23 protein-coding genes are annotated in these 25,750 nt (G+C 65.0%); 4 read left to right on the forward strand and 19 right to left on the reverse strand.

Going from position 1 to position 25,750, the window contains the following annotated elements:
• Positions 1-6: 6 nt before the first annotated feature.
• The 3 genes from AC097O_RS13750 to AC097O_RS13760 all read left to right on the forward strand — a co-directional run bounded on the left by AC097O_RS13750 (position 7) and on the right by AC097O_RS13760 (position 3,957).
• Positions 7-1,179, forward strand: coding sequence for an L-rhamnonate dehydratase (locus tag AC097O_RS13750; protein ID WP_479593364.1), 1,173 nt, complete (start codon positions 7-9; stop codon positions 1,177-1,179).
• A 5-nt stretch (positions 1,180-1,184) separates the two neighbouring features.
• Positions 1,185-2,102, forward strand: coding sequence for a dihydrodipicolinate synthase family protein (locus AC097O_RS13755; RefSeq protein ID WP_479593365.1), 918 nt, complete (start codon positions 1,185-1,187; stop codon positions 2,100-2,102).
• Positions 2,103-2,268: 166 nt separating this feature from the next.
• On the forward strand, positions 2,269-3,957 hold the full coding sequence (locus tag AC097O_RS13760) for an AMP-binding protein (RefSeq protein ID WP_479593366.1): 1,689 nt from the start codon (positions 2,269-2,271) through the stop codon (positions 3,955-3,957).
• Here AC097O_RS13760 and AC097O_RS13765 read toward each other — a convergent pair.
• The 11 genes from AC097O_RS13765 to atzF form a co-directional block, all read right to left on the reverse strand.
• Positions 3,954-4,697 carry a GntR family transcriptional regulator gene (locus AC097O_RS13765; RefSeq protein WP_479593367.1) on the reverse strand — a complete coding sequence of 248 codons (744 nt, stop codon included), beginning with the start codon at positions 4,695-4,697 and terminating at the stop codon, positions 3,954-3,956. The two genes, AC097O_RS13760 and AC097O_RS13765, sit on opposite strands and share 4 nt — an antisense overlap.
• A 34-nt stretch (positions 4,698-4,731) precedes the next feature.
• Positions 4,732-5,397 carry a cysteine hydrolase family protein gene (locus AC097O_RS13770; RefSeq protein WP_479593368.1) on the reverse strand — a complete coding sequence of 222 codons (666 nt, stop codon included), beginning with the start codon at positions 5,395-5,397 and terminating at the stop codon, positions 4,732-4,734.
• Complete coding sequence (locus AC097O_RS13775; protein WP_479593369.1) at positions 5,394-7,007, reverse strand: ABC transporter ATP-binding protein; 1,614 nt, start codon at positions 7,005-7,007, stop codon at positions 5,394-5,396. The genes AC097O_RS13770 and AC097O_RS13775 overlap by 4 nt, the downstream gene beginning before the upstream one ends.
• A gap of 14 nt (positions 7,008-7,021) precedes the next feature.
• A complete protein-coding gene (gene biuH / locus AC097O_RS13780; protein WP_479593370.1) occupies positions 7,022-7,711 on the reverse strand; it encodes a biuret amidohydrolase in 690 nt (229 codons plus the stop codon).
• A 333-nt stretch (positions 7,712-8,044) separates the two neighbouring features.
• On the reverse strand, positions 8,045-8,965 hold the full coding sequence (locus AC097O_RS13785; protein WP_479593371.1) for an ABC transporter permease: 921 nt from the start codon (positions 8,963-8,965) through the stop codon (positions 8,045-8,047).
• Complete coding sequence (locus AC097O_RS13790) at positions 8,962-10,008, reverse strand: ABC transporter permease (RefSeq protein WP_479593372.1); 1,047 nt, start codon at positions 10,006-10,008, stop codon at positions 8,962-8,964. Before AC097O_RS13790 ends, AC097O_RS13785 begins: the two co-directional genes overlap by 4 nt.
• 9 nt (positions 10,009-10,017) lie before the next feature.
• A complete protein-coding gene (locus AC097O_RS13795; RefSeq protein WP_479593373.1) occupies positions 10,018-11,130 on the reverse strand; it encodes a BMP family ABC transporter substrate-binding protein in 1,113 nt (370 codons plus the stop codon).
• A gap of 102 nt (positions 11,131-11,232) precedes the next feature.
• Positions 11,233-11,613: an oxalurate catabolism protein HpxZ gene (hpxZ, locus tag AC097O_RS13800; protein WP_367847664.1), complete on the reverse strand. Its 381-nt coding sequence runs from the start codon at positions 11,611-11,613 to the stop codon at positions 11,233-11,235.
• 9 nt (positions 11,614-11,622) lie between these two features.
• Complete coding sequence (locus tag AC097O_RS13805) at positions 11,623-13,047, reverse strand: AtzE family amidohydrolase (protein WP_479593374.1); 1,425 nt, start codon at positions 13,045-13,047, stop codon at positions 11,623-11,625.
• Positions 13,044-13,244 carry an AtzG-like protein gene (locus AC097O_RS13810; RefSeq protein ID WP_479593375.1) on the reverse strand — a complete coding sequence of 67 codons (201 nt, stop codon included), beginning with the start codon at positions 13,242-13,244 and terminating at the stop codon, positions 13,044-13,046. Before AC097O_RS13810 ends, AC097O_RS13805 begins: the two co-directional genes overlap by 4 nt.
• Positions 13,241-14,932, reverse strand: coding sequence for an allophanate hydrolase (atzF, locus tag AC097O_RS13815; protein WP_479593376.1), 1,692 nt, complete (start codon positions 14,930-14,932; stop codon positions 13,241-13,243). The genes AC097O_RS13810 and atzF overlap by 4 nt, the downstream gene beginning before the upstream one ends.
• 154 nt (positions 14,933-15,086) lie before the next feature.
• On the opposite strand from atzF, the gene AC097O_RS13820 reads away from it, so the two are divergent.
• Complete coding sequence (locus AC097O_RS13820) at positions 15,087-16,715, forward strand: peptide chain release factor 3 (protein WP_315226597.1); 1,629 nt, start codon at positions 15,087-15,089, stop codon at positions 16,713-16,715.
• Here AC097O_RS13820 and AC097O_RS13825 read toward each other — a convergent pair.
• The 8 genes from AC097O_RS13825 to AC097O_RS13860 form a co-directional block, all read right to left on the reverse strand.
• Positions 16,712-17,062 (reverse strand): hypothetical protein, encoded by a 351-nt coding sequence (locus tag AC097O_RS13825; RefSeq protein WP_479593377.1) that lies wholly within the window; start codon positions 17,060-17,062, stop codon positions 16,712-16,714. The two genes, AC097O_RS13820 and AC097O_RS13825, sit on opposite strands and share 4 nt — an antisense overlap.
• A 90-nt stretch (positions 17,063-17,152) precedes the next feature.
• Positions 17,153-18,607 (reverse strand): xylulokinase, encoded by a 1,455-nt coding sequence (gene xylB, locus AC097O_RS13830; protein WP_479593378.1) that lies wholly within the window; start codon positions 18,605-18,607, stop codon positions 17,153-17,155.
• A gap of 10 nt (positions 18,608-18,617) precedes the next feature.
• Positions 18,618-19,544, reverse strand: a complete 927-nt coding sequence (locus AC097O_RS13835; RefSeq protein WP_479593379.1) for an AraC family transcriptional regulator — start codon at positions 19,542-19,544, stop codon at positions 18,618-18,620.
• Positions 19,545-19,616: 72 nt separating this feature from the next.
• Complete coding sequence (dalD, locus tag AC097O_RS13840) at positions 19,617-21,020, reverse strand: D-arabinitol 4-dehydrogenase (protein WP_479593380.1); 1,404 nt, start codon at positions 21,018-21,020, stop codon at positions 19,617-19,619.
• Between the two features lie 13 nt (positions 21,021-21,033).
• Positions 21,034-22,077: an ABC transporter ATP-binding protein gene (locus tag AC097O_RS13845; protein WP_479593381.1), complete on the reverse strand. Its 1,044-nt coding sequence runs from the start codon at positions 22,075-22,077 to the stop codon at positions 21,034-21,036.
• 57 nt (positions 22,078-22,134) lie between these two features.
• Entirely contained in the window at positions 22,135-22,947 is an 813-nt protein-coding gene (locus AC097O_RS13850; RefSeq protein WP_479593382.1) for a carbohydrate ABC transporter permease, read from the reverse strand.
• 16 nt (positions 22,948-22,963) lie between these two features.
• Positions 22,964-23,821, reverse strand: a complete 858-nt coding sequence (locus AC097O_RS13855) for a sugar ABC transporter permease (protein ID WP_315209131.1) — start codon at positions 23,819-23,821, stop codon at positions 22,964-22,966.
• A 222-nt stretch (positions 23,822-24,043) separates the two neighbouring features.
• The gene (locus AC097O_RS13860) at positions 24,044-25,354 is read right to left on the reverse strand and encodes an ABC transporter substrate-binding protein (RefSeq protein ID WP_479593383.1); all 1,311 of its coding nucleotides are present in this window, start codon (positions 25,352-25,354) and stop codon (positions 24,044-24,046) included.
• Positions 25,355-25,750 lie beyond the last annotated feature (396 nt).

The raw sequence follows: 25,750 nt of genomic DNA on the forward strand, positions 1-25,750 counted from the left end.
CAGACCATGAAAATCACCGCCGTCCGCGCCCGCGTCTTCGAATGGAAGGGCAAGACCGTTCCACCCCAAGGCAACTTCTGCTCCAACGCCATGGACCTGGTCTACTCCAAGACAGAGAGCATGAGCACCTTCCGCTTCCACTCGTGGACGGTGGTGGAGATTGAAACCGACAGCGGCATCATCGGCCTGGGCAACGTGGCCCTGGCCCCCAAGATCGCCAAGGCCATCATCGACGAATACCTGGCCCCGCTGGTGCTCGGCCAGGACCCCTGGGACTATGAATACCTGTGGCAGCGCATGTACCGCGCCACCCACGCCTGGGGCCGCAAGGGCGTGACCATGGGCGCGATTTCGGCCATCGACCTGGCCATCTGGGACATCCTGGGCAAGTCGGTTAACAAGCCCGTCTTCAAGCTGCTGGGTGGCCGTACCAAGGAGAAGATTCCCTGCTACTACAGCAAGCTGTACCGCACGGATCTGACCGAGATGCAAAAGGAAGCCCAGACCTTCAAGGACCAGGGTTTCACCGCCTTCAAAATGCGCTTTGGCTACGGCCCGGCGCACCTGCAGCACGGCGTGGCCGAGAACCTGAAATCGGTGGCCGCCATCCGCGAAGTGATCGGCTATGACAACGACCTGATGCTCGAGTGCTACATGGGCTGGAACCTGGAGTACGCCAAGCGCATGCTGCCCAAGCTGGCGAAGTTCGAACCCCGCTGGCTGGAGGAGCCGGTGATCGCCGACGACATCGACGGCTACGCCGAACTCAACGCGATGAACATCATCCCCATCAGCGGCGGCGAGCATGAATTCAGCCTCTACGGCTTCAAGCAATTGCTCGACAAAAAAGCCGTGAGCGTGGTGCAGTACGACACCAACCGTGTGGGAGGCATCACCGCCGCACACAAGATCAACGCCCTGTGCGAGGCCTACAGCGTGCCCGTCATCCCGCACGCGGGCCAGATGCACAACTACCACCTGACCATGAGCACCATCGCCAGCCCGATGAGCGAATACTTCCCGATGTTTGACGTGGAAGTAGGCAACGAGCTGTTCTATTACATCTTCAAGGGCGAGCCGGTGGCCGAGAACGGCTTTGTGCAGCTCGACGACAACACGCCGGGCCTGGGCCTGACGCTGAACACCGATTTCCTCGACCAGTTCGTGATCACCGAATGAGCACCATGGTTGCCCGTTACAAAGGCGTATTCCCCGTCGCGCCCACCATCTTCCACCCCGACGGCACGCTGGACCTGCCGGGCCAGAAGCGCTGCATCGACTTCATGATCGACGCGGGCTCGCACGGCATCTGCATCCTGGCCAACTTCTCGGAGCAGTTTTTGCTCTCAGACGACGAGCGCGAACTGCTCACCCGCACCGTGCTGGAGCACGTGGCGGGCCGGGTGCCAGTGATCGTCACCACCACGCATTTCAGCACCGCTGTGTGCATAGCCCGCAGCCAGCGTGCCCAGGCCCAGGGTGCCGCCATGGTGATGGTGATGCCGCCCTACCACGGGGCTACCTTCCGCGTGCCCGAGGCGCAGATATTCGAGTTCTACGCCCGGCTGTCGGACGCGATCGACATCCCCATCATGGTCCAGGACGCGCCCGCCAGCGGCACGGTGCTGTCGGCCGCCTTTCTGGCGCGCATGGCCCGCGAGATTAAACAGCTCAGCTACTTCAAGATCGAAACCGCCGGGGCTGCCAGCAAGCTGCGCGAACTGATCCACCTGGGCGGCGATGCGGTGGAAGGCCCGTGGGACGGCGAAGAAGCCATCACCCTGTTGCCCGATCTGGATGCCGGGGCCACCGGCGCGATGACCGGCGGAGCCTACCCCGACGGCATCCGCCAGATCATGGACGCCTACACCGCTGGCCACCGGGGCGAGGCCGTGGCCGCGTACACCCGCTGGCTGCCACTGATCAACTACGAGAACCGCCAGGGCGGCATTTTGACGGCCAAGGTGCTGATGCAGGAAGGCGGCGTGATCGCCTGCGCCGCACCGCGCCACCCGTTTCCCGACATGCACCCCGAGGTGCGCCAAGGGCTGCTGGATACCGCCCGGCGGCTCGACCCGCTGGTACTGCGCTGGAGCCAATAATTCTGCAAACGCTGCATATTCGATAGCTGCTTGCGCTTACGGAATAAGCGCTGGCGGCCTTTTTTACATAAATTCACCTTTGTCGCCCAAGCGACCGCGCACTAGGACTTGCCCGGTAGCACCTGCGCACCAGCCCACCCAAAATCGCTTCTACAAGGAGCACCCCATGGACAAGGTCTGGTTGAACAATTACCCCGCTAACGTCGCCCACGAAATCGACGTGAACGCCTACGGCTCGCTCACACAGTTGCTCGACGAGTCCTTCAAAAAGCACGCCGACAACCCCTTCTCGGTGTGCATGGAGCGCTGGATGACGTACCGCGAGCTCGACCAATTGTCGGGCGCGCTGGCGGCCTGGCTGCAGGCCCAGGGGCTCAAGCCCGGTGCGCGGGTGGCCATCATGCTGCCCAATATTCCGCAGTTTGCGGTCACCATGGCCGCCGTGCTGCGCGCCGGGTACACCTGCGTCAACGTGAACCCGCTGTACACCCCGCGCGAGCTGGAGCACCAGCTCAAGGACTCGGGGGCCACCGCCATCGTGATCCTGGAGAACTTTGCCCGCACCCTGCAAGAGGTGGTGGGCCGCACGCAGATCCAGCACGTGGTGCTGGCCCACATGGGCGACCTGCTGGGCGCGGTGTATGGCCGGGTGGTCAACTTCATGGTGCGCCGGGTCAAGAAACTGGTGCCCGCCTACCAGCTGCCGCGCAACGGCACTTTGCGCGTCACCCTGTTTAACCAGGCGCTGGCCGATGGGCAGGGCCGGTCGCTGCAGCCCACGGCCAGCACGCTCGATAGCATTGCCTTTTTGCAGTACACCGGCGGCACCACCGGCCTGTCCAAGGGGGCCATCCTGACGCACCGCAACATCGTGGCCGCCACGCTGCAGGCCGAGGCCTGGTTCAGCCCGGCGCTGGCCAAGGTGGGCGAGGCCCGCAAGATCAACAGCATTGCCGCCCTGCCGCTGTACCACATCTTCGCCCTCACGCTGTGCCTGATGGGCATACGTTTGGGCTCGCACATGACGCTGGTGCCCAACCCGCGCGACTTTGCCGGGTTCATCGAAACCCTGAAAAAGCGCCCGTTCCACCTGCTGCCCGCCGTCAACACGCTATTTAACGCGCTGCTGCTGCAGCCCACGTTCAAGACCATCGACTTCTCCAGCCTGTGCGTCACCCAGGCGGGCGGCATGGCGGCATCCGAAGGCACGGCCCAGCGCTGGCTGGAGGCCACCGGCAGCCCCATGGTGGAAGGCTGGGGTATGAGCGAGACCTGCGCCATCGGCACCAACAACCCGGTGCTGAACAAAAGCTTCACCGGCACCATCGGCCTGCCGCTGCCCAGCATCTCGATTGCCATCAAGGACGACGAGGGCAACTCGCTGCCACTAGGTGCGGCGGGCGAGATCTGCATCAAAGGCCCCAACGTCACCGTCGGCTACTACAACCAGCCCGAAGAAACCGCCCGCTCGTTCACCGCCGACGGCTACCTGCGCACCGGCGACATCGGCATGATGGACGAACGCGGCTACACCCGCATCGTGGACCGCAAGAAAGACATGATTTTGGTCAGCGGCTTCAACGTGTTCCCCAACGAGCTGGAGAACGTCATTTCGCTGTGCCCCGGCGTGGTGGAGTGCGCGGCCATCGGCGTGCCCGACGAAATGCAGGGCGAAGCCATCAAGGTGTTCATCGTCAAGAGCGACCCGGCCCTGACCGAAGCCGATGTGCTGGCCTTCTGCAAACAAAACCTTACCGGCTACAAAATGCCCAAGAGCATCGAGTTCCGCAAGGATTTGCCGAAGTCCAACGTGGGCAAAATCCTGCGCCGCGAACTGCGCTCACCCACCACCTAGGAAGCCGCCGCCTGCCGTGCCACGTGCACCTGGTGCAGGGTGATCTTGCGCACCTCGGCCTGGCTGCTCTGGATGTGGGCACGCAGCAGCATGGCGGCCTGGTCGCCACGGTGGCTGCGGATGGCTTTGAGGATCTTGGCGTGCTCCTCATATGTGGCGGTGATGCGCGCCTGCTTGGTGAAGTCCAGCCGCCGGATGATGCGGATGCGCTCGGTCACGTCGCTGTGCACCCGGGCCATTTCGGTGTTGCCTGCGGCGCGTACCAGGGCGCAGTGGAACTCTTCGTCCCAGCGGGCCACGGCGATGCCATCGGTGCTGCGCTGGGCCACCGGCACCAGCCAGATGGCCACCAGTTCCTCCAGCAGCGCGTGGTCGATCTGGATGTGCGGAGCCCCCGCACCCGCGCCGCCTTCGCACAGGCGGTGGGCGGCGGTGGTTTCCAGCACCATGCGCAGGTCGTAGAGCTGTTCAAACTGCTCGAAGTTGAACGGCAGCACGCGCCAGCCGCTGCGAAACAGCACCTCCACATAGCCCTCTTGCTGTAGCCGGATCAGCGCCTGCCGCACGGGGGTGCGCGACACGCCCAGGCGTTCGCTGATCTCGTTTTCGGTAAAGCGGTCGCCGGGGACCAGGGTGAATTCGCCTACGTCGCGCTTGAGCTGGGCATAGACCTCGTCGGCGCGTGAGCGGTGTACGGTGGGTTCTGCAGGGGGGGTGGGGGTGGGAGTCAGGGAGTGCACGGGGCAAACTTTATCAGTTGCAGCCCAGCGGCTTTCACAGGGCGGCCAATGCCCGTAAGACCGCCGTGCTGGGTGCCGTCCAGCCGACGATGCCGCCCTGGGCGCGCACCATCTCCAGCGTGGCGGCCTTGAACTGCGGGAAGTAGCTCTCGGTGCAGTCTTCCAGCAACAGGCCGTCATAGCCCCGGTCGTTGGCCTCGCGCATGCTGGTCTGCACGCAGACCTCGGTGGTCACGCCCATGAACAGCAGCTGCTGGATGCCGCGCCCCAGCAGCATCTCGTGCAGGCCGGTGGCGTAGAACGCACCTTTGCCGGGCTTGTTAATGACGATCTCGCCCGCCACCGGGGCCAGCGCCGGGATGATCTGGTTGCCCGGCTCGCCCGCCACCAGGATGCGGCCCATCGCGCCCACGTCGCCAATGCGCAGCGCCGGGTTGCCCCGATTGCGCTTGGCCGGGGGGCAGTCGGACAGGTCGGGCCGGTGCGCCTCGCGGGTGTGCACCACCAGGCCGCCTGCCGTGCGCCAGGCCGCCAGCAGGGTCTGGCAGGCGGGCACGATGGCCTCCAGCAGGGCCACGTTGTTGCCCAGGGTGTCGCCAAAGCCGCCGGGCTCGATAAAGTCACGCTGCATGTCGATGATGACCAGGGCGGCATGGGGCAGGTTCAGCGGGTAGTCGAACGGTTGTGCAGGGATGTTCATGCAGCCTCCTGGTGGTGGTCATGGCCGCCGCCCATATGTGCGCCTAATACGTGGCGCTCGGCGGTGGCGGCGGGGGTTTCAAACACGATGCGGCCTTCGCTCATGACCACGATGCGGTCGGCCAGCTCCAGCAGCTCGTCCAGGTCTTCGCTGATCAGCAGCACCGCGCCACCACGGTCCCGCACGCCCAAAATGCGGCTGTGGATTTCGGCCACGGCGGCAAAGTCCAGGCCGAACACCGGGTTGGCCGCAATCAGCACATTGATCTCGCCCGCCAGCTCGCGGGCCAGCACGGCGCGCTGCACGTTGCCACCCGACAGGCTGCGGATGGGCGCGCCCTCGCCCTGCGTCTTCACGCCGTACTCTTTGATCCAGTCACGTGCCCGGTTGCGCCAAGTGGAAAAGCGCAGCAGGCCGCCGACGTTCAGCGGCGGCTGGTCGAAGTCGCGCAGCGCCATGTTCTCAGCCACCGATAGATCGCCCACGCAGGCATTGCGCAAGGGCTCTTCGGGCAGGCTGCGCACCTTGAGGCGGCGGTTGTCGGCGCGGCGGGCGGCGTAGTGCTCGCCCATCACCTCCACCCTGCCCCCCAAGCGGGCGCGTTGGCCCACCAGCGCCTCCACCAGCTCGCGCTGGCCGTTGCCCGAGACCCCGGCCACGCCCAGGACTTCGCCCTTGCGCACCTGCAGACTCAGGCCGTGCAGGGCCAGCGTACCCCGGTCGCCCTGGGCTTGCAGGTTGTCGACCAGCAGAGCGATGGGGCCCTCGTTTGCTGCACTTTGTGTAGCGCGTTGTGCTGGTCCATTGAGCGTGGAGGCCGTATTTTGTTCAGAACTTTCGCCCATCATCGCCTGGGCCAGGGTGCGGGTGAGTTCCTGCGGCGCAGCACCCGCCACCCGGTCGTGGTGCACCGCCTTGCCCCGGCGCAACACGGTCACGCCGTCGGCGTAGGCCAGCACCTCGCGGAACTTGTGGGTGATGATGAGCACACTGCACTGGCCGCTCTGGGCGAAGGCACGCACGTGGCCCAGCACCTCGTCGGCCTCTTGCGGAGTGAGCACCGAAGTGGGTTCGTCCAGGATCAACAGGCGGGGTTTCAGGTACAACTGCTTCAACAACTCCAGCTTTTGCTTCTCTCCCGCCGCCAGCTCGGCGGGGCGGGCATCCAGGTCCAGACTGAATGGCGTGGTGGCCAGAAAGGCCTTGAGCTCGGCGCGCTTGGCGGTCCAGTCGATCACCGCGGGCAGGGTGCCACCGGCCAGCAGCAGATTCTCGGCCACCGTCATGCCCGGTGCCAGCGTGAAGTGCTGGTAGACCATGCCGATGCCCAGGCTGCGCGCCACGATGGGGTTGGCAATGTCCTGCTCGCGCCCGTCGATCAGGATGCTGCCCTCTTCCGCGCGCTGGAAGCCCGCCACGCATTTCACCAGGGTGCTTTTGCCCGCGCCGTTTTCGCCCAGCAGGGCGTGCACCGTGCCGGGTTCGACCCGCATGGTGACGCTGTCCATGGCGGTGAAGCTGCCGAAGCGCTTGGTCAGCAAGTAGGTGTCCAGCGCCAGCGCGCCGGTGCCTGCGGGAAGCGCGCCGATGGGGGTGGTGTCGGGGGCCATGGGGTTCCTTGGGGTTAGACAACGGCCAGCAGCGCCGCAGACGTGGCGTGCGCACCGAACACGCCACCCTGCATGGTCACCATGTTCAGCGCCGCCTGGTGGTTGGCCGGGTCGGTGGCCGCCGTGCAGTCAGACAGCAGCAGGCACTCGTAACCCCGGTCGTTGGCATCGCGCATGGTGGTGTGTACACACACGTCGGTGGTGATGCCCGCCAGGATCAGGTTCTGCACGCCGCGCAGGCGCAGCACCATGTCCAGGTCGGTAGCGTAGAACGAGCCCTTGCCGGGCTTGTCGATCACCACCTCGCCGGGCAGCGGGGCCAACTCGGGGATGATCTCCCAGCCGGGTTCGCCGCGCACCAGGATGCGCCCGCAGGGGCCGGGGTCGCCAATGCCGACACCGCCCGCACCAATCTGCCGCGAGCGCCAGCGCTTGTTGGCGGGCAGGTCGGCCAAGTCGTGCCGGTGCCCTTCGCGGGTGTGGATGATGTGAAAGCCCAAGGACCGCAGCCGGGCCAGCACGGCGGCGATGGGGGCGATGGGCGCGCGGGTCAGGGCGATGTCGTAGCCCATCACGTCCACATACCCACCCACACCGCAGAAGTCGGTCTGCATGTCGATGACGATGAGAGCTGTGTTGTCAGGCCGCAGCTCGCCGTTGTACGGCCAGGCGTAGGGGTTGGCTTGCACGAAAAGTGATGTCATGTCGAGTTCTCGCATGCGTTCGGGAGACTGGTGTTCAGTGAACGGGCCGAGGGCACCGGGCACCTCCCTCCGCGAATGTCCCCCGGCTTCGCCTCCTCCTTTATTTCGCTGCGGGAGGCACCCGATACCCTCAACACAGGGCACGCCGTGCCATGCCTGTCGACCAACCACCGCGCTATTGGCTCGCGGCGATGGTGTGCTCTGCGCAGCGAAATAAAGGAGGAGCCTCGGCCATAGGCCGGGCGGGGGACATTCGCGGAGCAGAGCACGCCGTCGTCGCGAGCCCGCCCCGAATGCCCATAACAGCGTTGCATCAAAGAAAGCACGTCCATCTCAACGCACCGAAGACAGTTCACCCGGGCTGCCCACGGCCACGCTACCAGGCTTGCAAGTCAGTACCAAAATCACCAGCGTCAGCACATAGGGCACAGTGTTAAACAGGTGGTAGCCCCAACCTACGCCCACCGACTGCATGGCCGGGCCAATCGCCCCCGCACCGCCAAACAGCAGGGCCGCGCCCACGCAGCGCAAGGGGCTCCAGCGCGCAAAAATCACCAGCGCCACCGCGATCAGTCCCTGGCCGCTGGAGATGCCTTCGTTCCAGCTGCCGGGGTAAAACAAGGTGAGCGATGCACCGCCCAAACCCGCCATAAAACCGCCCGCTGCCGTGGCCGCGACGCGGATGCCCGACACTGAATAGCCCAGCGCCCGCGTGGCATTGGCCGAGTCGCCCGCCAACCGCACCAGCAAGCCCCAGCGGGTGCGCGCAAACGCCCACCACATCGCAACGGCCAAGGCGATGCCGATGGGCAGCAGCGCGTTGATCTGCAAGGCTGCCTGCACCACCGTGGAGTCGCTCCAACCGCCCAGGGCGATGGCCGGAATCTGCGGTGCCTGGGGCTGGATCAAAGGCTTGCCCAGGTAGAAGGCCAACCCCGTGCCCAGCAGCATCAGCGCAATGCCGGTGGCCACATCATTGACGCGTGGCAGCGAGCACAGCACGCCATGCAAGGTGGCCAGCAGCGCCCCCGCCAGGGCCCCGGCCAGCACACCCAGCCAGGGCGAACCGGTGAGGTAAGCACCGCCAAAAGCCGTCATGGCCGACAGCACCAGAACGCCCTCCAGCCCCAGGTTGATGCGGCCGGATTTCTCGGTGAGGCATTCGCCCAGGCTCACGAACAAGAACGGCGTGCCCACGCGCAAGGCACCGCCAATAATTCCGGCGAAAAGCGCTACCCATTGGTCTGCAGTCATACAGCCTCCACCGGTTTACGCATCTTGGCAAACACCGTTTTCCAGTCCACGTCGCGCAGCGCTTCGCTGGCCAGGATCAGCACAAAGGCGATGCCTTGCAGCACCATCACCGACGCGTCTGGCAAGCCCAGGCGGCGCTGCAACAGGCTGCCTGCGGCACCAAAACCGCCGAACAAAATAGCCACCGGCACGATGGCCACCGGGTTGTGCCGGGCGATAAAGGACACCAGAATGCCCGCGTAGCCGTAGCCCGAGATCAGCGAGGCGTTGGCGTTGGTGTGCACGGCGGCGACTTCCACCGCCCCGGCCAGCCCGGCACCGGCACCGCCCAGGGCGCAGGCCGTCAAGATCAGTTGCGTGGCGGGCAGGCCCACCAGTTGGGCTGCACGCGGGTTGCCGCCCACCACCCGGATCGAGAAGCCCGATGCCGTCCAGCGCAACCACAGCCCCAGGGCCACGCAGGCCAGCACGCCCAGCACCAGGCCCCAGTGCACGTCCGAGCCCGCAATGCCGGTGATCAGCATGCCCTCGGGCAGCGAATGGGTGGCGGGTTTGTTCAGGCTGGCGGGGTCGCGCAACAGGCCCTCCACCAGGTGCTTGAAGATGCCGATGGCGATGTAGGCCAGCAGCAGGCTGCTGATGGTCTCGTTGATGCCGCGCGCCTGCCGCAGCCAACCTGCCAGCATGATCCACAGCGCCCCGGCCAGCGCGCCCGCTGCGCACACCAGCACCGTGCCCGCCACATTGGCAGGCAGCGGCAACAGGCTGGGCAGCGCAGCAGCGGCCAGGCCGCCCAGCACCAAAGCGCCCTCCCCGCCGATGATGACCAGCCCGGCCCGCGCAGGCAGCGCCACGCACAGGGCCGTGAGCATCAGCGGTGCCGAGCGCTGCAGCGTGTTTTGCCACGAAAACCAGTCGCCGAACGCGCCCTTGAACAGGGTCAGCCACATGTCCGCGGGGTTGACCCCGGCGAACCAGACGAACACACCGAACAGCAGCAGCGCCAGCGCGATGGCCGAGGTCGGCAGCAGAATGTCTTTCATGGCCGTGGCTTAGAAACTGCCTTGCACACCTTCAACCAGGTAATTCATGCCCTCCAGCACCGGATCGGTCTGCTTGAAGACCTTGCCTGCGGCGATGACCTCCTTGCCCTTGTTGTCCTTCAGCGGGCCCTTGAAGATGTCGAACTTGTCTGCCAGCATCTGCGCCTTGGTGCCGTCGGCCTGCTTCTTGGCCGCATCGGTCACCATGGCACCGTAGGGCGAGGTTTTCACATAGCCGTCTTTCAGGCCGCCGCGCAGGAAGTTGGGGTGCGGCTTGCCGGACTGGGCCGCGTCGATGGCGGTTTTGTAGGCGGTGAACCAGTTCCACTCGGCACCGGTGAGGTAGGCATTGGGGGCCAGCTTGGCCTGGCTGGCGTGGTAGCCGCAGACCATCTTGCCGCGCTTGGCGGCGGTCTCTACGATGACCTTGGGGCCGTCCACGTGCATGGTGAACACGTCGCAGCCCTGGTCGGCCAGGCTGTTGGTGGCCTCGGCTTCCTTCACGGCCATGGACCAGTCGCCGGTGAAGATCACGCTGCAGGTAATGCCAGGCTTGACCGAGCGCGCACCCAGGGTGAAGGCGTTGATATTGCGCAGCACCTGCGGGATGGGCTTGGCCGCCACAAAGGCGATCTTGCCGCTCTTGCTCATGTGCCCGGCGATCACACCGTTCAGGAACTGGCATTCGTCGATGTAGCCAAAAAAGCTGCCCACGTTCTTGGGGTGCTTGCCCTCGGTCCACATGCCGCCGCAGTGCGAAAAGCGCACGTCGGGGTACTTGGCGGCCAGCGCCAAGACATGGGGGTCGAAGTAGCCATACGAGGTGGGGAACAGCAGCTTGGCACCGTCTTGCGCGATCATGCCGGTCATGGTTTTTTGCACGGCGGAGGTTTCGGGTACGTTCTCTTCTTCCACCACCTTGATGCCGGGCAGCTTCTTGGCCTCGGCCGCTGCCGCTGCCTGCGACTGGTTGTAGCCGTAGTCGTCACGCGGGCCGACGTAGATCACGCCGATGGTCAGCGGTGTCTGCGCCCGGGCCAAACTGCCCAGACCACCCAGCGTGCTGGCAGCGCCCAGGGCGGCGATGGTTTTCAGGGAGTCGCGGCGGTTGAAGGTGGTCATGGCAGTCCTTTCGGTGGTGAAAGCGTGGGGTTGGATCAAAACGGTGCGTAAAACAGAATCCTTCTTGGATACAAGAGAGGATGCAAAATGTGTGCCTAGGCGCTACTCCAGCAGACTGACGTGCGCAGCCACCACTTTCCAGCCTGCGGGCATGCGCAGCCAGGTCTGGCTTTGGCGGCCCGTGCGGGTACCGCCATCGCGCAAAAACTCCACATTGGCGGTGGCGAAGTCGTGGCCGTAGGTGGTGATGACGGTCTTGAGCAAACGCCGTTGCTGGCCCTGGGCCGGACGGCCCGCGCGGAAGGCCTGGATAGCCTCAAAACCGTACAGGTTCTCGGTGCCGCCATAGCGCAAGGTGTGCGGGCTGTCCCAGAACAGTGCGTCCAGCACCTCCACCCGGTTGTGCACCAGGGCATCTTCGTAACGGTCGAATACGGCCTGCACTTCGGCCAATACGTCGGGCAGGTTGATGGCGTAGTCCATGGGCTTCCTTCAGAGGTTTGCGACCGGGGCGCGGCACACGCCCGTGGCCTCCAGCACGGCGGCGGCACGCAGCACCAGGTCTTCGCGCCACGGTGCGGCAATCACCTGCACGCCGATGGGCAGATGCGGCAGCTGCGGGTCCATGCCCCACACCGGCACGGCGCACACCGGCAGGCCGATGCAGGAGATGGGCTGCGTCAGCACGCCAATGTTGGGGCGCAGCGGCAGGTCGCGACCATTCAGGTCCAGCCGCTCGGTGCCCAAGGGCGTGGCGGCGCAAGGCGTGGCGGGGGTGAGCAGCAGGTCGTAGCTTTCAAACACCTGGGCCGCAGCCTGGGCATAGCGGCGGCGCACCCGCTGGGCGCGGGCCACCCAGGCGGCGGGGATCAGCGCACCAGCCAGAAAGCGGTCGCGCGACAGGGGTTCAAAGTCTTGCGGGCGGCTGCGCAGGTTGTCCAGGTGCAAGGCCGCGCTTTCGGAATTGGTGAGCAGAAACGCGGCGGCCCGGCCCGCCTCCACCCAGGGCAGTTCCACCGTGTCGTGCGCGCCCAGTGCCTGCGCCACAGCGGCCACGGCGGCGCGGGCGGGGGGCAAGGCGTTATGGTGGAAGTAACCACCCAGCACGCCAATGCGCAGGCCGGTAATGCCCAGGTCCAGCTCGTTCACTACCGTTTCTGTAGCACGTTGTGCGCATCCAGCGTCCACGAACGGGCTGTTTTCTTCAAATCCTTGCATCGCGTCATAGGCCAGGGCCAGGTCGCGCACGCTGCGGGCAAACGGCCCCAGGTGGTCCAGGCTGGTGACAAACGGAAAGCTGCCGGTGCGCGGCAAGCGCCCAAACGTGGGCTTGAGGCCAAACACGCCGCACATTGACGAGGGCACGCGGATGGAGCCATTGGTGTCTGAGCCCAGCGCCAGCGGCACCTGCCCCGCCGCCACCGCCGCGCCCGAGCCGCCCGAGGAGCCGCCTGCCGTGCGGGCCAGATCGTGCGGGTTGTGGCAGGCCCCTTCGTGGGTGTTTTCGGTGGTGAAGCCGTAGGCGTATTCGTCCATGTTCAGCGCGCCGACCAGGATGGCCCCTGCCGCTTCCATGCGCTGCACCAGCAGGCCGTCGGCCGTGGCGGGGGCGCTGTCGCGCTCGATCTTGGAGCCCGCCAGCGTGCGCAGCCCGGCGATATCGAACAGGTTCTTCACCGCAAAGGGCACGCCCAGCAGGGGTAGAGTGGGCTGGCTGCCTTCTGCCAGGCCCGCGTCGATCTGCGCCGCACGCTGCAGGGCACGGGCTTGCACCACGTCGGTGAAGGCGTTGACGCGGCTGTCGGTGGCCGCGATGCGGTCCAGGCAGGCCTGCACCAGTTGCGTGGCCGTCACCTCGCGGGCCGCCACGGCGCGGGCCATGCTGGCTGCGTCTTGCTGCCACCAGTCGGCGGTCATGGCTTGCTCCTGGGTGACACGGGAATGAAGGCCATGGGCGATTCGTCGTGGACGGTCAGCGGAGCGGCATTCACCAGGTCGGCAAAACCCGAGGCCAGCGCAAAGTAGCGCAGCACGCCGGGGCGCGATGTGCCCAGTTCCAGGCCGAGAGCCGCTGCCGCTGCATCCACATAGGTTTCCAGTTCGTGTTCGGTCATTTCTGCAACTCCCCTTGGACATACGCGCGCCATCCGCCCCAGTGGCTGATGTCCCGCGCCCCCGCCAGCGCCTGCGGCTCGCAAATGAAGCCCTGCACGCTGTTGCCATCGGCCAGCACCAGCGTGCCTATGCCCAGCGGGGCCGGAATCAGCGCCACAAAGGAGCCGTAGTGGGCCACCGGCATCTCCCACACCTCGACGGCAATAGCGGTGCCGTGGCCGGGCGCGACGCGCAGCAAACCGGGCTTGGGCGGCACGGTGCCGGGCAAGGCAAATAGCTGGTAATCCGGCGCGGTGAGGGTGCTGGCGACCAGGCGGGCCTGGCGTTCGGTCAACTGGCTGTTCAAAGGCATGCCGGACAGGTGCGCACCCACCACGGCCACCTTGACGACCGCCTGCGGGTGGAGGCCGGGTAGCGCCACCGGCGCAGGCAACGGCAGATCCAGCGCGCCCTGCAGCATGCCGCTGGTGTGGTGGTAACGCTGGCCTAGCTCGGCCAGTTGCCAGTCGCTGCCGCAGGGGCCGATCAGCGTGATGCCAAACGGCAGGCCGTCGGCGCGCAGGCTGCTGGGCACGGAAATGGCGGCGTAATCCAGCAGGTTGACGAAGTTGGTGTAGGCACCCAGGTTGCGGTTGAGCACCACCGGGTCGGCCTGCATCTGCGCAATGGCGTAGTGCGTGGGCGCGGTGGGCACCAGCAGCACGTCGATGCCACCCCACATGGCGGCGGCCTGCTGGCCGTAGGCCCGCAAACGCAGCTGGGCATCGACCAGATCGGCGGCGCTGTAGCTCCGCCCGCTGGCCAGGATGCTGCGCACCGGCTCGATGACCTCGGCCTCGTGCGCGTCGAAGAAGCCGCGCACGGCGGCATAACGCTCGGCCACCAGCGCGCTGTCATACAGCAGCGCGGCGGCGGCGGCCAGCGGAGCGTAGGCGATGGTGACGGGCGTGCCGCCCAGGGCGCGCAGTTGATAAATCGCCTGCTGGAAAGCCGCTTCGGCTGCGGTGTCACCAAAAAAGGCCAATGTGTCGGGCACCCCGAAGCGGAATTGCGCAGGGAACGGGCTGCTGGCCAAAGTCAAAGAGCGCGAAAACGGGTCCAGCGGGTCGTAGCCCATGGCCGCCTGCAGCACCTGGGCAGCGGTGCCCACGCAACGGGCGAAGATGGACACGCAGTCCACGCTTTGCGCGGCAGGCACCAGCCCCCGGGCGCTGACCAGACCCTTGGACGGCTTGATGCCGACGATGTTGTTCAGCCCGGCGGGCACGCGGCCCGAGCCGGCGGTGTCGGTGCCCAGCGCAAAGTCCACCTGCCCGGTGGCCACCACATAGGCCGAACCCGAGCTGGAGCCGCCCGACACGTAGTCGGTGTTGAACGCATTGGGCACCGCGCCATAGGGCGAGCGCGTGCCGTTCAGGCCGCAGGCAAACTGGTCCAGATTGGTCTTGCCCAGCAGCGACGCACCGGCTTGCAGCAGCTGGTGCACCACGCTGGCATGGGCGCTGGGGTCATAGGCAAACGCCGGGCAGGCCGCGGTGGTGGGCAGGCCCAGCACGTCGATGTTGTCCTTGACCGCGAAACGCAACCCCGTCAGGGTGCCCTGCGCTGCGCCCGAAATTGGGGCCGCACTGCGCGACAACCAAGCGGCTGCGGCACTACCGCTGTTTTGCGTTGGGGCTTGCACCATGTTGAAACATCCCATCTTGTATCCAAGTCGAGATGCAAACAGTGTGCCAACTTGCGAGGGATGCCGATGGCATCCAGCCCATTTTGGCGGCCCTGGTTAAAATCGCGGGTTGCCTGCCCACCCGGCAGCGCCCCGTTTTGCTCTGGAAACCACCTTGTCTTACGCCTCCGAAACCCGCCGCCGCCGCACGTTTGCGATCATTTCCCACCCGGATGCGGGTAAAACCACGCTGACCGAGAAGCTGCTGCTGTTCTCGGGCGCGATCCAGATAGCAGGATCGGTGAAGGCGCGCAAGGCCACCCGCCACGCCACCAGCGACTGGATGGAGATCGAGAAGCAGCGCGGCATCTCGGTGGCCTCGTCGGTCATGCAGATGCTGTACCGCGACCACGTGATCAACCTGCTCGACACGCCCGGCCACAAAGACTTCAGCGAAGACACCTACCGGGTGCTGACCGCGGTGGATTCGGCCCTGATGGTGATCGACGCGGCCAACGGCGTGGAGGCGCAAACCCGCCGCCTGATCGAGGTCTGCCGCCAGCGCGACACGCCCATCATCACCTTCGTCAACAAGATGGACCGCGAAGTGCGCGAGCCGCTGGACATCCTGGACGAGATCGAGCGCGAACTCGGCATGCCCTGCGTGCCCATGACCTGGCCGGTAGGCCAGGGCAAGAGCTTTGGCGGCATCATGAACCTGCGCACCCAAACCATGACGGTGTTCGACTCGGGCAAGGAACGCCTGCCGCAAGAGTTCGAGACCATCGCCCTGGACAACCGCACCGAGCTGCTCAAGCGTTTTGGGGCCGAATTTGAATCCGCCGAGCAAAGCATGGAACTGGCCGCCGGGGCCTCCCCCGCCTGGGACCTGGAGGCCTTTTTGGCCGGCAAGCAAACCCCCGTGTTCTTTGGCTCCGGGGTGAACAACTTCGGGGTGATGGAAGTGCTGGACGCGCTGGTCGATCTGGCCCCGCCGCCCCAGCCGCGCACCAGCACCACGCTGGTGAACCGCCAGCCGGTGGTGAAAGAAATCCAGCCCGAAGACAAGGCCTTTGCCGGTGTGGTGTTCAAGGTGCAGGCCAATATGGACCCGGCGCACCGCGACCGCATCGCCTTTGTGCGCATGGCCTCGGGCAAGTACACGCCCGGCATGAAGCTGCGTGTGCAGCGCACCGCCAAAGAGCTGCGCCCCACCAGCGTGGTGACCTTTTTGAGCCAGCGCCGTGAAGCGGTGGACGAGGCCTATGCGGGCGACATCATCGGCTTCACCACCCACGGCGGCGTGCAGTTGGGCGACACGATTACCGACGGTGCCAGCCTGCAGTTCACCGGCCTGCCCTTCTTTGCGCCCGAGCTGTTCATGACGGTGATTTTGAAGAACCCGCTGCGCACCAAGCAGTTGCAGCAGGGCCTGGCCCAGCTGGGCGAAGAAGGTGCCATCCAGGTGTTCCGCCCCAATGTGGGTGGGCCGATGCTGCTGGGTGCCGTGGGCCAGTTGCAGTTTGAAGTGGTGCAGCACCGCCTGAAGTCGGAATACGATGCCGACGTGCGGCTGGAAGGCTGCCAGTACACCGGTGCGCGCTGGATCACTGCCGACACCCCCGCCGAGCTGCGCGCCTTCACCGATGCCTACCCGATGCGCATGGCCAATGATGCCGCCGAAACCCTGGCCTACCTGTGCACCTCGCCCTACGACGTGCGGCTGGCGCAAGAGCGCTTCCCGAAGATCCACTTCCACCCGCTGCGCGAGCACGCGGGCCTGGCGCTGCAAAACGCAGGCTAATCCCCCGGTGGCTGCACTTCCAGCGTGGAATCGCAGCCCATCCCCGCCGCCACCCAGCGCCGTGCCCAGCGGCCCAACAGCGGAGCCGCCCAGCGCCAGCGTGGCCCCAGCACCTCGGCAGGCTGGGCGATGGCACCGCACACATAGCGGTCCTGCGCGCCGCTCCAACGCAAAGCCGCACACGCCCCGGTGCGGCGACCGCTCAATACGATCCCCAGCGGGCACGGAGCCGACAGGCAACACACGCCGCAGCCGTTGCAGGGCGCACCTACCGCCGGTTTGGCGGGAGCCGTGGGGTGGAGGTGCAGCACCTGCCATGCAGGATCGCGGGGGAGAGGCGTGGGCATGCGCGATTGTGGCCCAGCCTGCAGTCGCTATTGTTTCAGTAGCTGCTCACGCTTATGGAATAAGCGCTGCAGGCTTAAAAGACTTAAATTCTAAAAACTACCCCGCAGCGCCTGGTACAGCGCACCAAAGCGCTGGTAGCGCACGGCCTCGGCGGCGGGCTGCGCCACCGGCTCGAAGCGTTGGGCCACGGGCGGGCTGAGGCAGACATCGGCTTCCACGCCGCCATCGGCCAGCCAGGCCAGACGCGCCGCACCCAGGGCACCGCCGGTGGCACCGCCCTCTTGCGTGACCAGGGGCACGCCCAGGGTGTTGGCCAGCTCTTGTGACCACCAGGCGCTGCGCGCACCGCCGCCCACCACCGACAGCGCGCCAATCGGTTGGTCGGTGGCCAGGGTGCGCCAGCCATCGCACAGGCCGAAGTTCACGCCCTCCACCACGGCATAGGCGATAGCCGCCGTGTCGTGGCTGTGGGTCAGGCCGAACAGCACGCCCTGGGCGTTGGGGTTGTTGTGCGGCGAGCGCTCTCCCGACAGGTAGGGCAAAAACAACGGTGCGTTGGCGCGGGCGCTGGGCGATACCTGGGCGGCTGCGGCCAGCAGCGCGGCCTCGTTGTCATAGCGCAGCAGCTTGGTGGCCCAGCTCACCGCACTGGCGGCGGACAGCATCACCGACATCTGGTGCCAGCGGTTCGGCAGCGCATGGCAAAAGGCGTGCACCGCCTGCGCCGGGTTGGGCCGGAAGCTGTCGGTGGCCAAAAACACCACGCCCGAGGTGCCCAGCGACACAAAGCCCTGCCCTGGCGACACCACGCCCATGCCCACGGCGCTGGCGGCGTTGTCGCCCCCGCCACCGGCGACAGGCAGACCCGCACGCAGGCCCCAGCGCGTGGCAATGTTGACAGACAAACCGGCGGAGGCCTCGCTGCCTTCGACCACGCGGGGCATATGCGATGCACTCAGTCCACAAGCCGCCAGCAGCTTGGGCGACCAGGCGCGCGCACCCACGTCCAGCCACAGCGTGCCGGAGGCATCGGAGCAGTCGGTCACGGCCTCGCCGGTGAGCAGCAGGCGCAAATAGTCTTTGGGCAGCAGCACGCGGGCGGTTTGGTTGAATATCTCGGGCTCGTGCTCACGCAGCCACCACAGCTTGGGCGCGGTGAAGCCGGGCATGGCCAGGTTGCCGGTGATGGCGGCCACCTCGGGCACGGCTTCGGTCAGGGCCACGCAGGCCGCGCCGCTGCGGCCATCGTTCCACAGAATGGCAGGGCGCAGCACCTTGTCTTGCGCGTCCAGCAGCACCGCGCCGTGCATCTGGCCCGACAGGCCGATGGCGCGCACGGCGGACAGATCGGAGCGGTGGCTGGCGGCCAGCTGGTCCATCACCGATTCCAGCGCGCGCCACCAACTGTGCGGGTCTTGTTCGGACCACAGGGGCTGGGGCTGCTGCACGGTGAGCTGCGCATGCGCGACGGCCACCACACGGTGGTCGTCGGCCAGCAGCAGGGCTTTGAGTTCGGAGGTGCCGAGGTCGAGTCCTAAATACATGGGGTTCTTTTCAATTTTTATTGCCGAAACGGGCTTCGGCCTGGCGGCGGAAGTCTTTGGGGGTCATGCCTTTGATCTGCATGAAGCGGCGGTTGAAATTGGCCACATTGTTGAAGCCCACGTCGTAACAGACGTTGTTGATGTAGCGGTCGGTTTCCATCAGCAACTGGCAGGCGCGGTTGATGCGCAGGCGGTTCACAAAGTCGGTAAAGGTGTTGCCGGTGGCGCGGCGGAAGTAGCGGGAGAACTGGCTCTCGGTCATGTTGACGCGGGCCGCCACCTCGGCCATGGTGAACTGGTCGGCACTGTGCTCGGTGAGGTAGCTGACCACGCCGCTGATCTGCGCCAGCGAGGCATCGTCGTCAAAGCTTTGCATCTGCACCGTGGACAGCAGGCGGTAGTCGGTGCAGCGGGCCAGTTGGTCCAGCAGAATCAAAAATTCGCCGTACCGGGCCATGCCGTGGCTGGCCTTGATGCGCACCAGCGCGTCGCGGGCGACATCGCTCATGTCAAAGAACTCAATGCCGTGGCGGGCGCGCTCCAGCAGGGGCAGCACGCTGTGCAGCTCGCCCACTTCGGCCCCGGCCTGGCGCAGTGGGGTTTCGGAAAACTGCAGCACCATGTCACGCAGGTGGACCACTTCGTCGGAGCCGTCGCTGCTGATCCAGTTGTGCGGCAGGCGCGGACCGGTAAGCACCAGGTTGCCGGGCTCGAAGTGGCCGATGTAGTCGCCCACAAACAGCTTGCCCCGGGTTTCGACGATGAGGTGCAACTCACACTCTTCGTGCTGGTGCCAGCGCACCAGCGGCGTAGGGATGCCGTGCTCCAGATAGCGCAGACTGCCGGGCATTTCCAGCGGCTCGTAGCCCAGTGTCAAATGGCGGCCCAGGTCGTGTTCCAGCTCGGGTTCGCGGTCACGTTGTCGAACGCTGGCCATGGTGATCTCCTTGTGAACCGCTGACAGTACCACCATCCCTGTTCAGGCAGGGACGGTGGGGGGTCAGCCCGCTCAAACTTTCAACATGAACTGCTGCACCTGGGCGCTGGCCTTGTGCAGCGCAGCCACCAGGCGCGGGTCGCCTGCCAGCTCGGCCCAGAACGAGACGTTGCCCGCCAGCGCCACGACCGGGTCGGAGGCATCGCACATGGCATGCGCCACGGCCGGGTCCATCGCCTGGTCTTGGTAGGCATACGACAGCTCACCCCGGTGCCAGCGCTGCAGAAACGCCAGGAACAGCGCGGGCAGCACGGCCACCGCGTCGATGCTGCGGCCCTGGGCCAGGCACTCGCGCACCGTGGGGGCGATGAAGCCGGGCATCTTGGAGAAGCCGTCTGCCGCCACGCGCTGGTTGGTGTCCAGAATGGCGGCGTTGCCAAAGCGATCCAGCACCACATCGCGGTAGGCAGCCAGGTCCAGCGGGCAGGGGTGCTCGGGCGTATCCAGGCAGGGGATCACGTCGGAGGTGACGTAATCAAAAGCCATCTTGCGGATACGTGCGTCGTGCGTGCCTTCGTGGATGTAGGTGTAGCCCGCCAGCGTTCCGGCCCAGGCGATGCAGCTGTGGGTGGCGTTGAGCAGGCGGATCTTGGCTTCTTCAAACGCCGCCACCGAGTCCACCATTTGCACGCCCACGGCTTCCCAGGCGGGGCGGCCATTGCAGAAGTTGTCTTCGATAACCCACTGGATGAAGGATTCGCCCATGATGGCGGCTCCGTCGTCCCAGCCGGTGGCGGCCAATACGCGGCCCCGCAGCTCAGGCGCGGGGCGCGGCGTAATGCGGTCCACCATGGCGTTGGGGCAGGTAGTGTTGGCCAGCACCCAGGCGTGCAAGGCGGTGTCGCCCACCAGCTGGATGAAGGACAGCAGACCCTTGCGCACACGGTCGCCGTTGTGGCGCAGGTTATCGCAGTTCAGCAGGGTGACCTTGCCGCCGCCGCTGGCCATGCGCGCGCGCAGGATGGCGGTAAGTGCGGCGTAGATGCAGCTACCGGGCTGGCCTTTTTTGGCGCGCTCCAGGTCGGCGGCCAGGTCGGCAGAACCCAGGTCGAGCTGGTCGTTGGCATCCAGGTAATAACCGGCTTCGGTGACGGTGAACGAGATGATGCGGGTGTGGGCATCGGACCCTACCTGGATCAACCCGGCCAAGTCGGGCGCGTAGGGCACGATCTGGCGGATGGACTCGATGCGCTCGTAGCTGCGCTCGTCGGTAGGGGTGACGGTTTCCAGCGTGTACGCACCGCCCTGGGCGGCCAGGGCCACCATGGTGTCAACCATGTCGGGGCGGGTATTGCCCCCGGCCAGCGACCACTGTGTGTCGCCGCTGGCGCGCAGCTTGTGCATGTAGACCGCCTGGTGGGCGCGGTGGAACGAGCCCACGCCCAGGTGCAGCATGACGTAGTTGGTAGCAGACATTCTGGGCAGCTCCTTAGGCGAGAGCGACCATGCGGCCCGCGCTGTCAAAGCAATGCAGGGTGTTCAGGTCGAACTCCAGCGTCACCGGGTCGCCGATCTGCAGGCTGGTGCGCTCGGCCTGGCGCGAGATCATCTGCGTGCCCATCACGTCCACGTGGATCAGGGTGTCGGCCCCCAGGGCTTCGATCAACTCTACCTTGCCGGGTACACCGGCGCTGCCCACGGGCAATACGCGCACACCCTCGGGGCGCACGCCGATCAGGCCGTCCTTGGGGACACGGCCTGCGGCCTGGCCTGCCAGTGCGCCAAACTGCGACAGCTGGGCGGCCTTGACGATGTTCATCGACGGCATGCCGATGAACTGCGCCACGAACTGGTTGGCGGGCTTGTCGTACAGCTCCAGCGGTGCGCCCACTTGCTCGATGGCACCGTCGCGCAGCACCACCACGCGGTCGGCCAGGGTCATGGCTTCCACCTGGTCGTGGGTCACGTAGATGGTGGTGACACCCAGGGCACGGTGCAGCTTGTGGATCTCGACACGGGTCTGGCCACGCAGGGCGGCGTCCAGGTTGGACAGGGGTTCGTCGAACAAGAAGATCTTGGGTGCGCGCACGATGGCGCGGCCAATGGCGACGCGCTGGCGCTGGCCACCGGAGAGCTCCTTGGGGGTGCGCTTGAGGTAGGCGGTGAGGTTGAGCTTCTCGGCCGCGGCTTCGACCTTTTTCTTGATCTCGTCCGGGGCCACCTTGGCCAGCTTGAGGGCGAACGACATGTTGTCGAACACCGTCATGTGCGGGTACAGGGCGTAGCTCTGGAACACCATGGCCAGCTCGCGCTGCGAGGACGGCAGGTGGGTGATGTCCTTGCCATCGACATGCAGCGTGCCACCGTCGGTGGTTTCCAGCCCGGCAATCATGCGCAGCAGGGTGGACTTGCCGCAGCCGGACGGGCCGACGAAGACGATGAATTCGTTTTTGTTGATGTCGAGGTTGACACCCTTGATGGCGCGGTGCTCGCCAAAGAATTTTTCAACACCACGGAGTTGCAGAAAAGACATGATGGAATCCTTGAATGGGGTTACAGCCCGGGGCACACGCCCCGGACGGTGGAACAGTTACTTGACGGCACCAAAAGTGAGACCTTGCACCAGTTGTTTCTGGCTGAACCAGCCAAACACAATGATGGGTCCGATGGCCATCAGCGAAGCGGCCGACAGCTTGGCCCAGAACAGGCCCTCAGGGCTGGAGTACGAGGCGATCAGCGAGGCCAGCGTACCGGCGTTGGCCGAGGTCAGGTTCAAGGCCCAGAAGGCTTCGTTCCACGACAGCACCAGGCACAGCAGACCGGTGGACGCAATGCCGCCCATGGTGAGTGGCAGGATCACGTGCTGGAACTCTTCCCACACGGTGGCACCGTCCAGGCGCACGGCTTCCAGAATGTCCTTGGGGACTTCCTTGAAGGCGCTGAACAGCATCCACACCATGATGGGCAGATTGGACAGGGTGAACACGATGACCAGGGCGGTCAGCGAGTCCAGCATGCCGGCGGTCTGCGCCATCACGTACACCGGCACCAGGGCACCCACGGCGGGCATCATCTTGGTCGACAGCATCCACAGCAGGATGTCGCGGGTCTTCTTGGTGGGGAAAAAGGCCATCGAGTAGGCGGCTGGCACGGCAATCAAGATGCCCAGAATGGTGGAGCCCAGGCTGGTGATCAGCGAGTTCTTGGCAAACAGCAGGTAGTTGCTGCGCTCTTGCACTTCGGCAAAACTGTGCAGCGTGGGCGAGAAGAACAGGTGCCCGGCGATGGCCTGGCCCTCGGTCTTGAACGCGGTGATGCCGACCCAGAACAGCGGGAAGAACAGGAACAGCGCGATGCCCCAGGCAAACACGGTGCGCCACAGCGGAAATGGTACTTTTTTCATCATGGTAGGGTCCCCTTCAGTCCAGGTTCTTGCCGACAAGCTTGACCAGGAAGAACGAGGCGATGTTGGCCAAAATGACCGCAAACAAAGCACCGGCCGAGGCCACACCCACGTCAAAGTTCATCAGCGCCTGCTTGAAGATCAAGAAAGCCAGGTTGGTGCTGTCGTTGCCGGGGCCGCCACCGGTGGTGGTGAAGATTTCGGCAAACACGCTCAGCAAGAAAATCATTTCGATCATCACCACCACCGCAATCGAGCGGCCCATGTGGGGCAGCACGAGGTAGTAGAACTTGTCCAGGCCGGTGGCACCGTCCATACCGGCGGCATCCATCTGCTCGCGGTCCAGCGACTGCAGCGAGGTGATGAAGATCAGGCAGGCAAACGGCAGCCATTGCCACGACAGCATGATGATCACCGACAGCAGCGGGAAGTCGGTCATCCAGTCGATGGGCGTGAGGCCAAAGAACTGCCAGACATGCGCCATGACCCCGTAAATCGGGTTCATCATCATGTGCTTCCACAGCAGTGCGTTGACGGTGGGCATAACGAAGAAGGGCGAGATCAGCAGCACGCGCACGATGCCCTGGCCCGGGAACGGCTCGTTCACCAGTACCGCCAGGCCAATGCCCAGCACCACGGTGATCACGACGACCGAGCCCAGCAATTGCAGGGTGTGCAGCACCGACGGCCAGAAGTCCGGGTCGGTCATGAAGTAACGGAAATTCTCTAAGCCCACGAAACCGGTAACGTCGGGCTGCATCAGGTTGTAGTGGATGACGGAGAAATACAGCGTCATCACCAGTGGAACAATCATCCACAAAAATAGCGTGATGATGGAGGGCGCCATCAGTGCACGGGGAAGGAATCGACTCATGGTGTGTAGCTTTCAAGAGCGAGCCCGCAGCCCTGGCCCCCAGCAGGGGAGCCATGGTTGAAGCCCATTTTTCGGGTTACCTGCGGTCCAGCGGAACGAAGTGGCCGGGTCTGACATGCATCAGCCAACCACTCCGCCAGGCGTACACAGCGCAAGCCGGTCCATGGGGCAGGGGTGGGCAGCCGCCGGGGCCGCTACCCATCCACGCACCCGGTCAGAGCTTTACTTCTTGTAGTAACCGCCCTTGGTCATTTCGCGCTCGGCAGCCGTTTGCGAGGTTTTCAAAGCTGCGTCGATGGTGACCTTGCCAGCCAGAGCGGAGCTCATTTGCTGGCCCACAGCGATACCGATGGCCTGGAACTCAGGAATGGCAGCGTACTGCACGCCCACATACGGCGACTTGGGCAAAGTGCTGTCGTTGGGGTTGGCGCTGTTGATGGCCTTGAGCTCTTCGACGGCGAACTTGGCCACTTTCTGGAACTCGGGGTTGGCGTAGGTGGACTTGCGGGTGCCGGTGGGCACTGCGTTCCAGCCCAGCTCTTTGGCCACCAGGTTCACGTACTCTTTGGAGGTTGCCCAGGCGATGAACTTCTGTGCTTCAGCAGGCTTCTTGCTCGATGCAGGCACGGCCAGGTTCCACGACCACAGCCAGTTGGAACCCTTGGGGGTTACGGCCACCGGGGCTTGGGTGAAAGCCATCTTGTCGGCCACTTTGGACTGCTTGGGGTCGCTCACGAACGATGCGGCAATGGTCGCATCGATCCACACGCCGCACTTGCCTTCGTTCATCAGGGCCAGGTTTTCGTTGAAGCTGTTGGCCGAAGCGCCGGGAGGGCCGTACTTCTTCATCAGATCGACGTACTGGGTGATGGCATCTTTCCAGGGCTTGGTCTCGATTTGGGGCTTCCAGGCCATGTCAAACCACTGGCCGCCGTAGGTGTTGACCATGGTGCTCAGGAAGGCCATGTTGTCGCCCCAGCCTGGTTTGCCGCGCAGGCACAGGCCATAGATGCCCTTGGCCGGGTCGTTGATCTTGGCCACGATGTTGGCCATTTCCGCCCAGGTGGGGTTGGCAGGCATGGTCAGGCCGGCGGCCTTGACCAGGTCGGCACGGTACATGGTCATCGAGCTTTCGCCGTAGAACGGAGCCGCGTACAGCTTGCCGTCCATGGTCAGGCCGTTACGGATGGCGGGCAGCATGTCGTCGATGTCGTAGGCAGCATCGGTGTTGATGGGAGCCAGCCAGCCTTTTTTGGACCAGATGGGGGCTTCGTACAGGCCGATGGTCATGATGTCGAACTGGCCGCCTTTGGTGGCGATGTCGGTGGTGACGCGCTGGCGCAGCACGGCTTCTTCCATCGTGACCCACTTGACGGTGATGCCGGGGTTGGCGGCTTCAAAGTGCTTGGTCAGCTTTTGCATTTCGATCATGTGGCCGTTGTTGACGGTGGCAATGACCAATTCGGTGGCAGCAAATGCGCTGGCAGAAGCAAACATCGCGGTGACGAGGGCAGCGCAGTATTTCAATTTCATGGAGTGTCTCCTGAGGTTTTAGACGAATTCCGCAAGCACATGCGATGCACTTGATCGGTGCCGCTATCGTAGGAGTGCGCCTGTGCAAACAACAATACCCAAAGCGCTAGTTCTTGTACTTTGATGCGATAGAAGTCTAGTAAAAACCCTTATTACATCGATAAAAGTATCTGAATTCGCGCGAACAAGGCCAGATAAGCGCACCAGATTGGCGCGGATTTCGCCCTGGTCGTGGCTACCGCGCCGAGCAATACAGCGCCAAATTTAGGTATAAAAATACCTGATTAGCTACCTGCCTCAGACCAACGAAGAAACTTCAAAGGCTGCGGCTGGGTGAGACAGGCGGCGCGCAGCAAACGCGGCAGCATAGCCGCCAAGTCAAATCGACGGTTAAAG

The sequence above is a fragment of the Rhodoferax sp. LS1P39 genome (assembly GCF_056521425.1).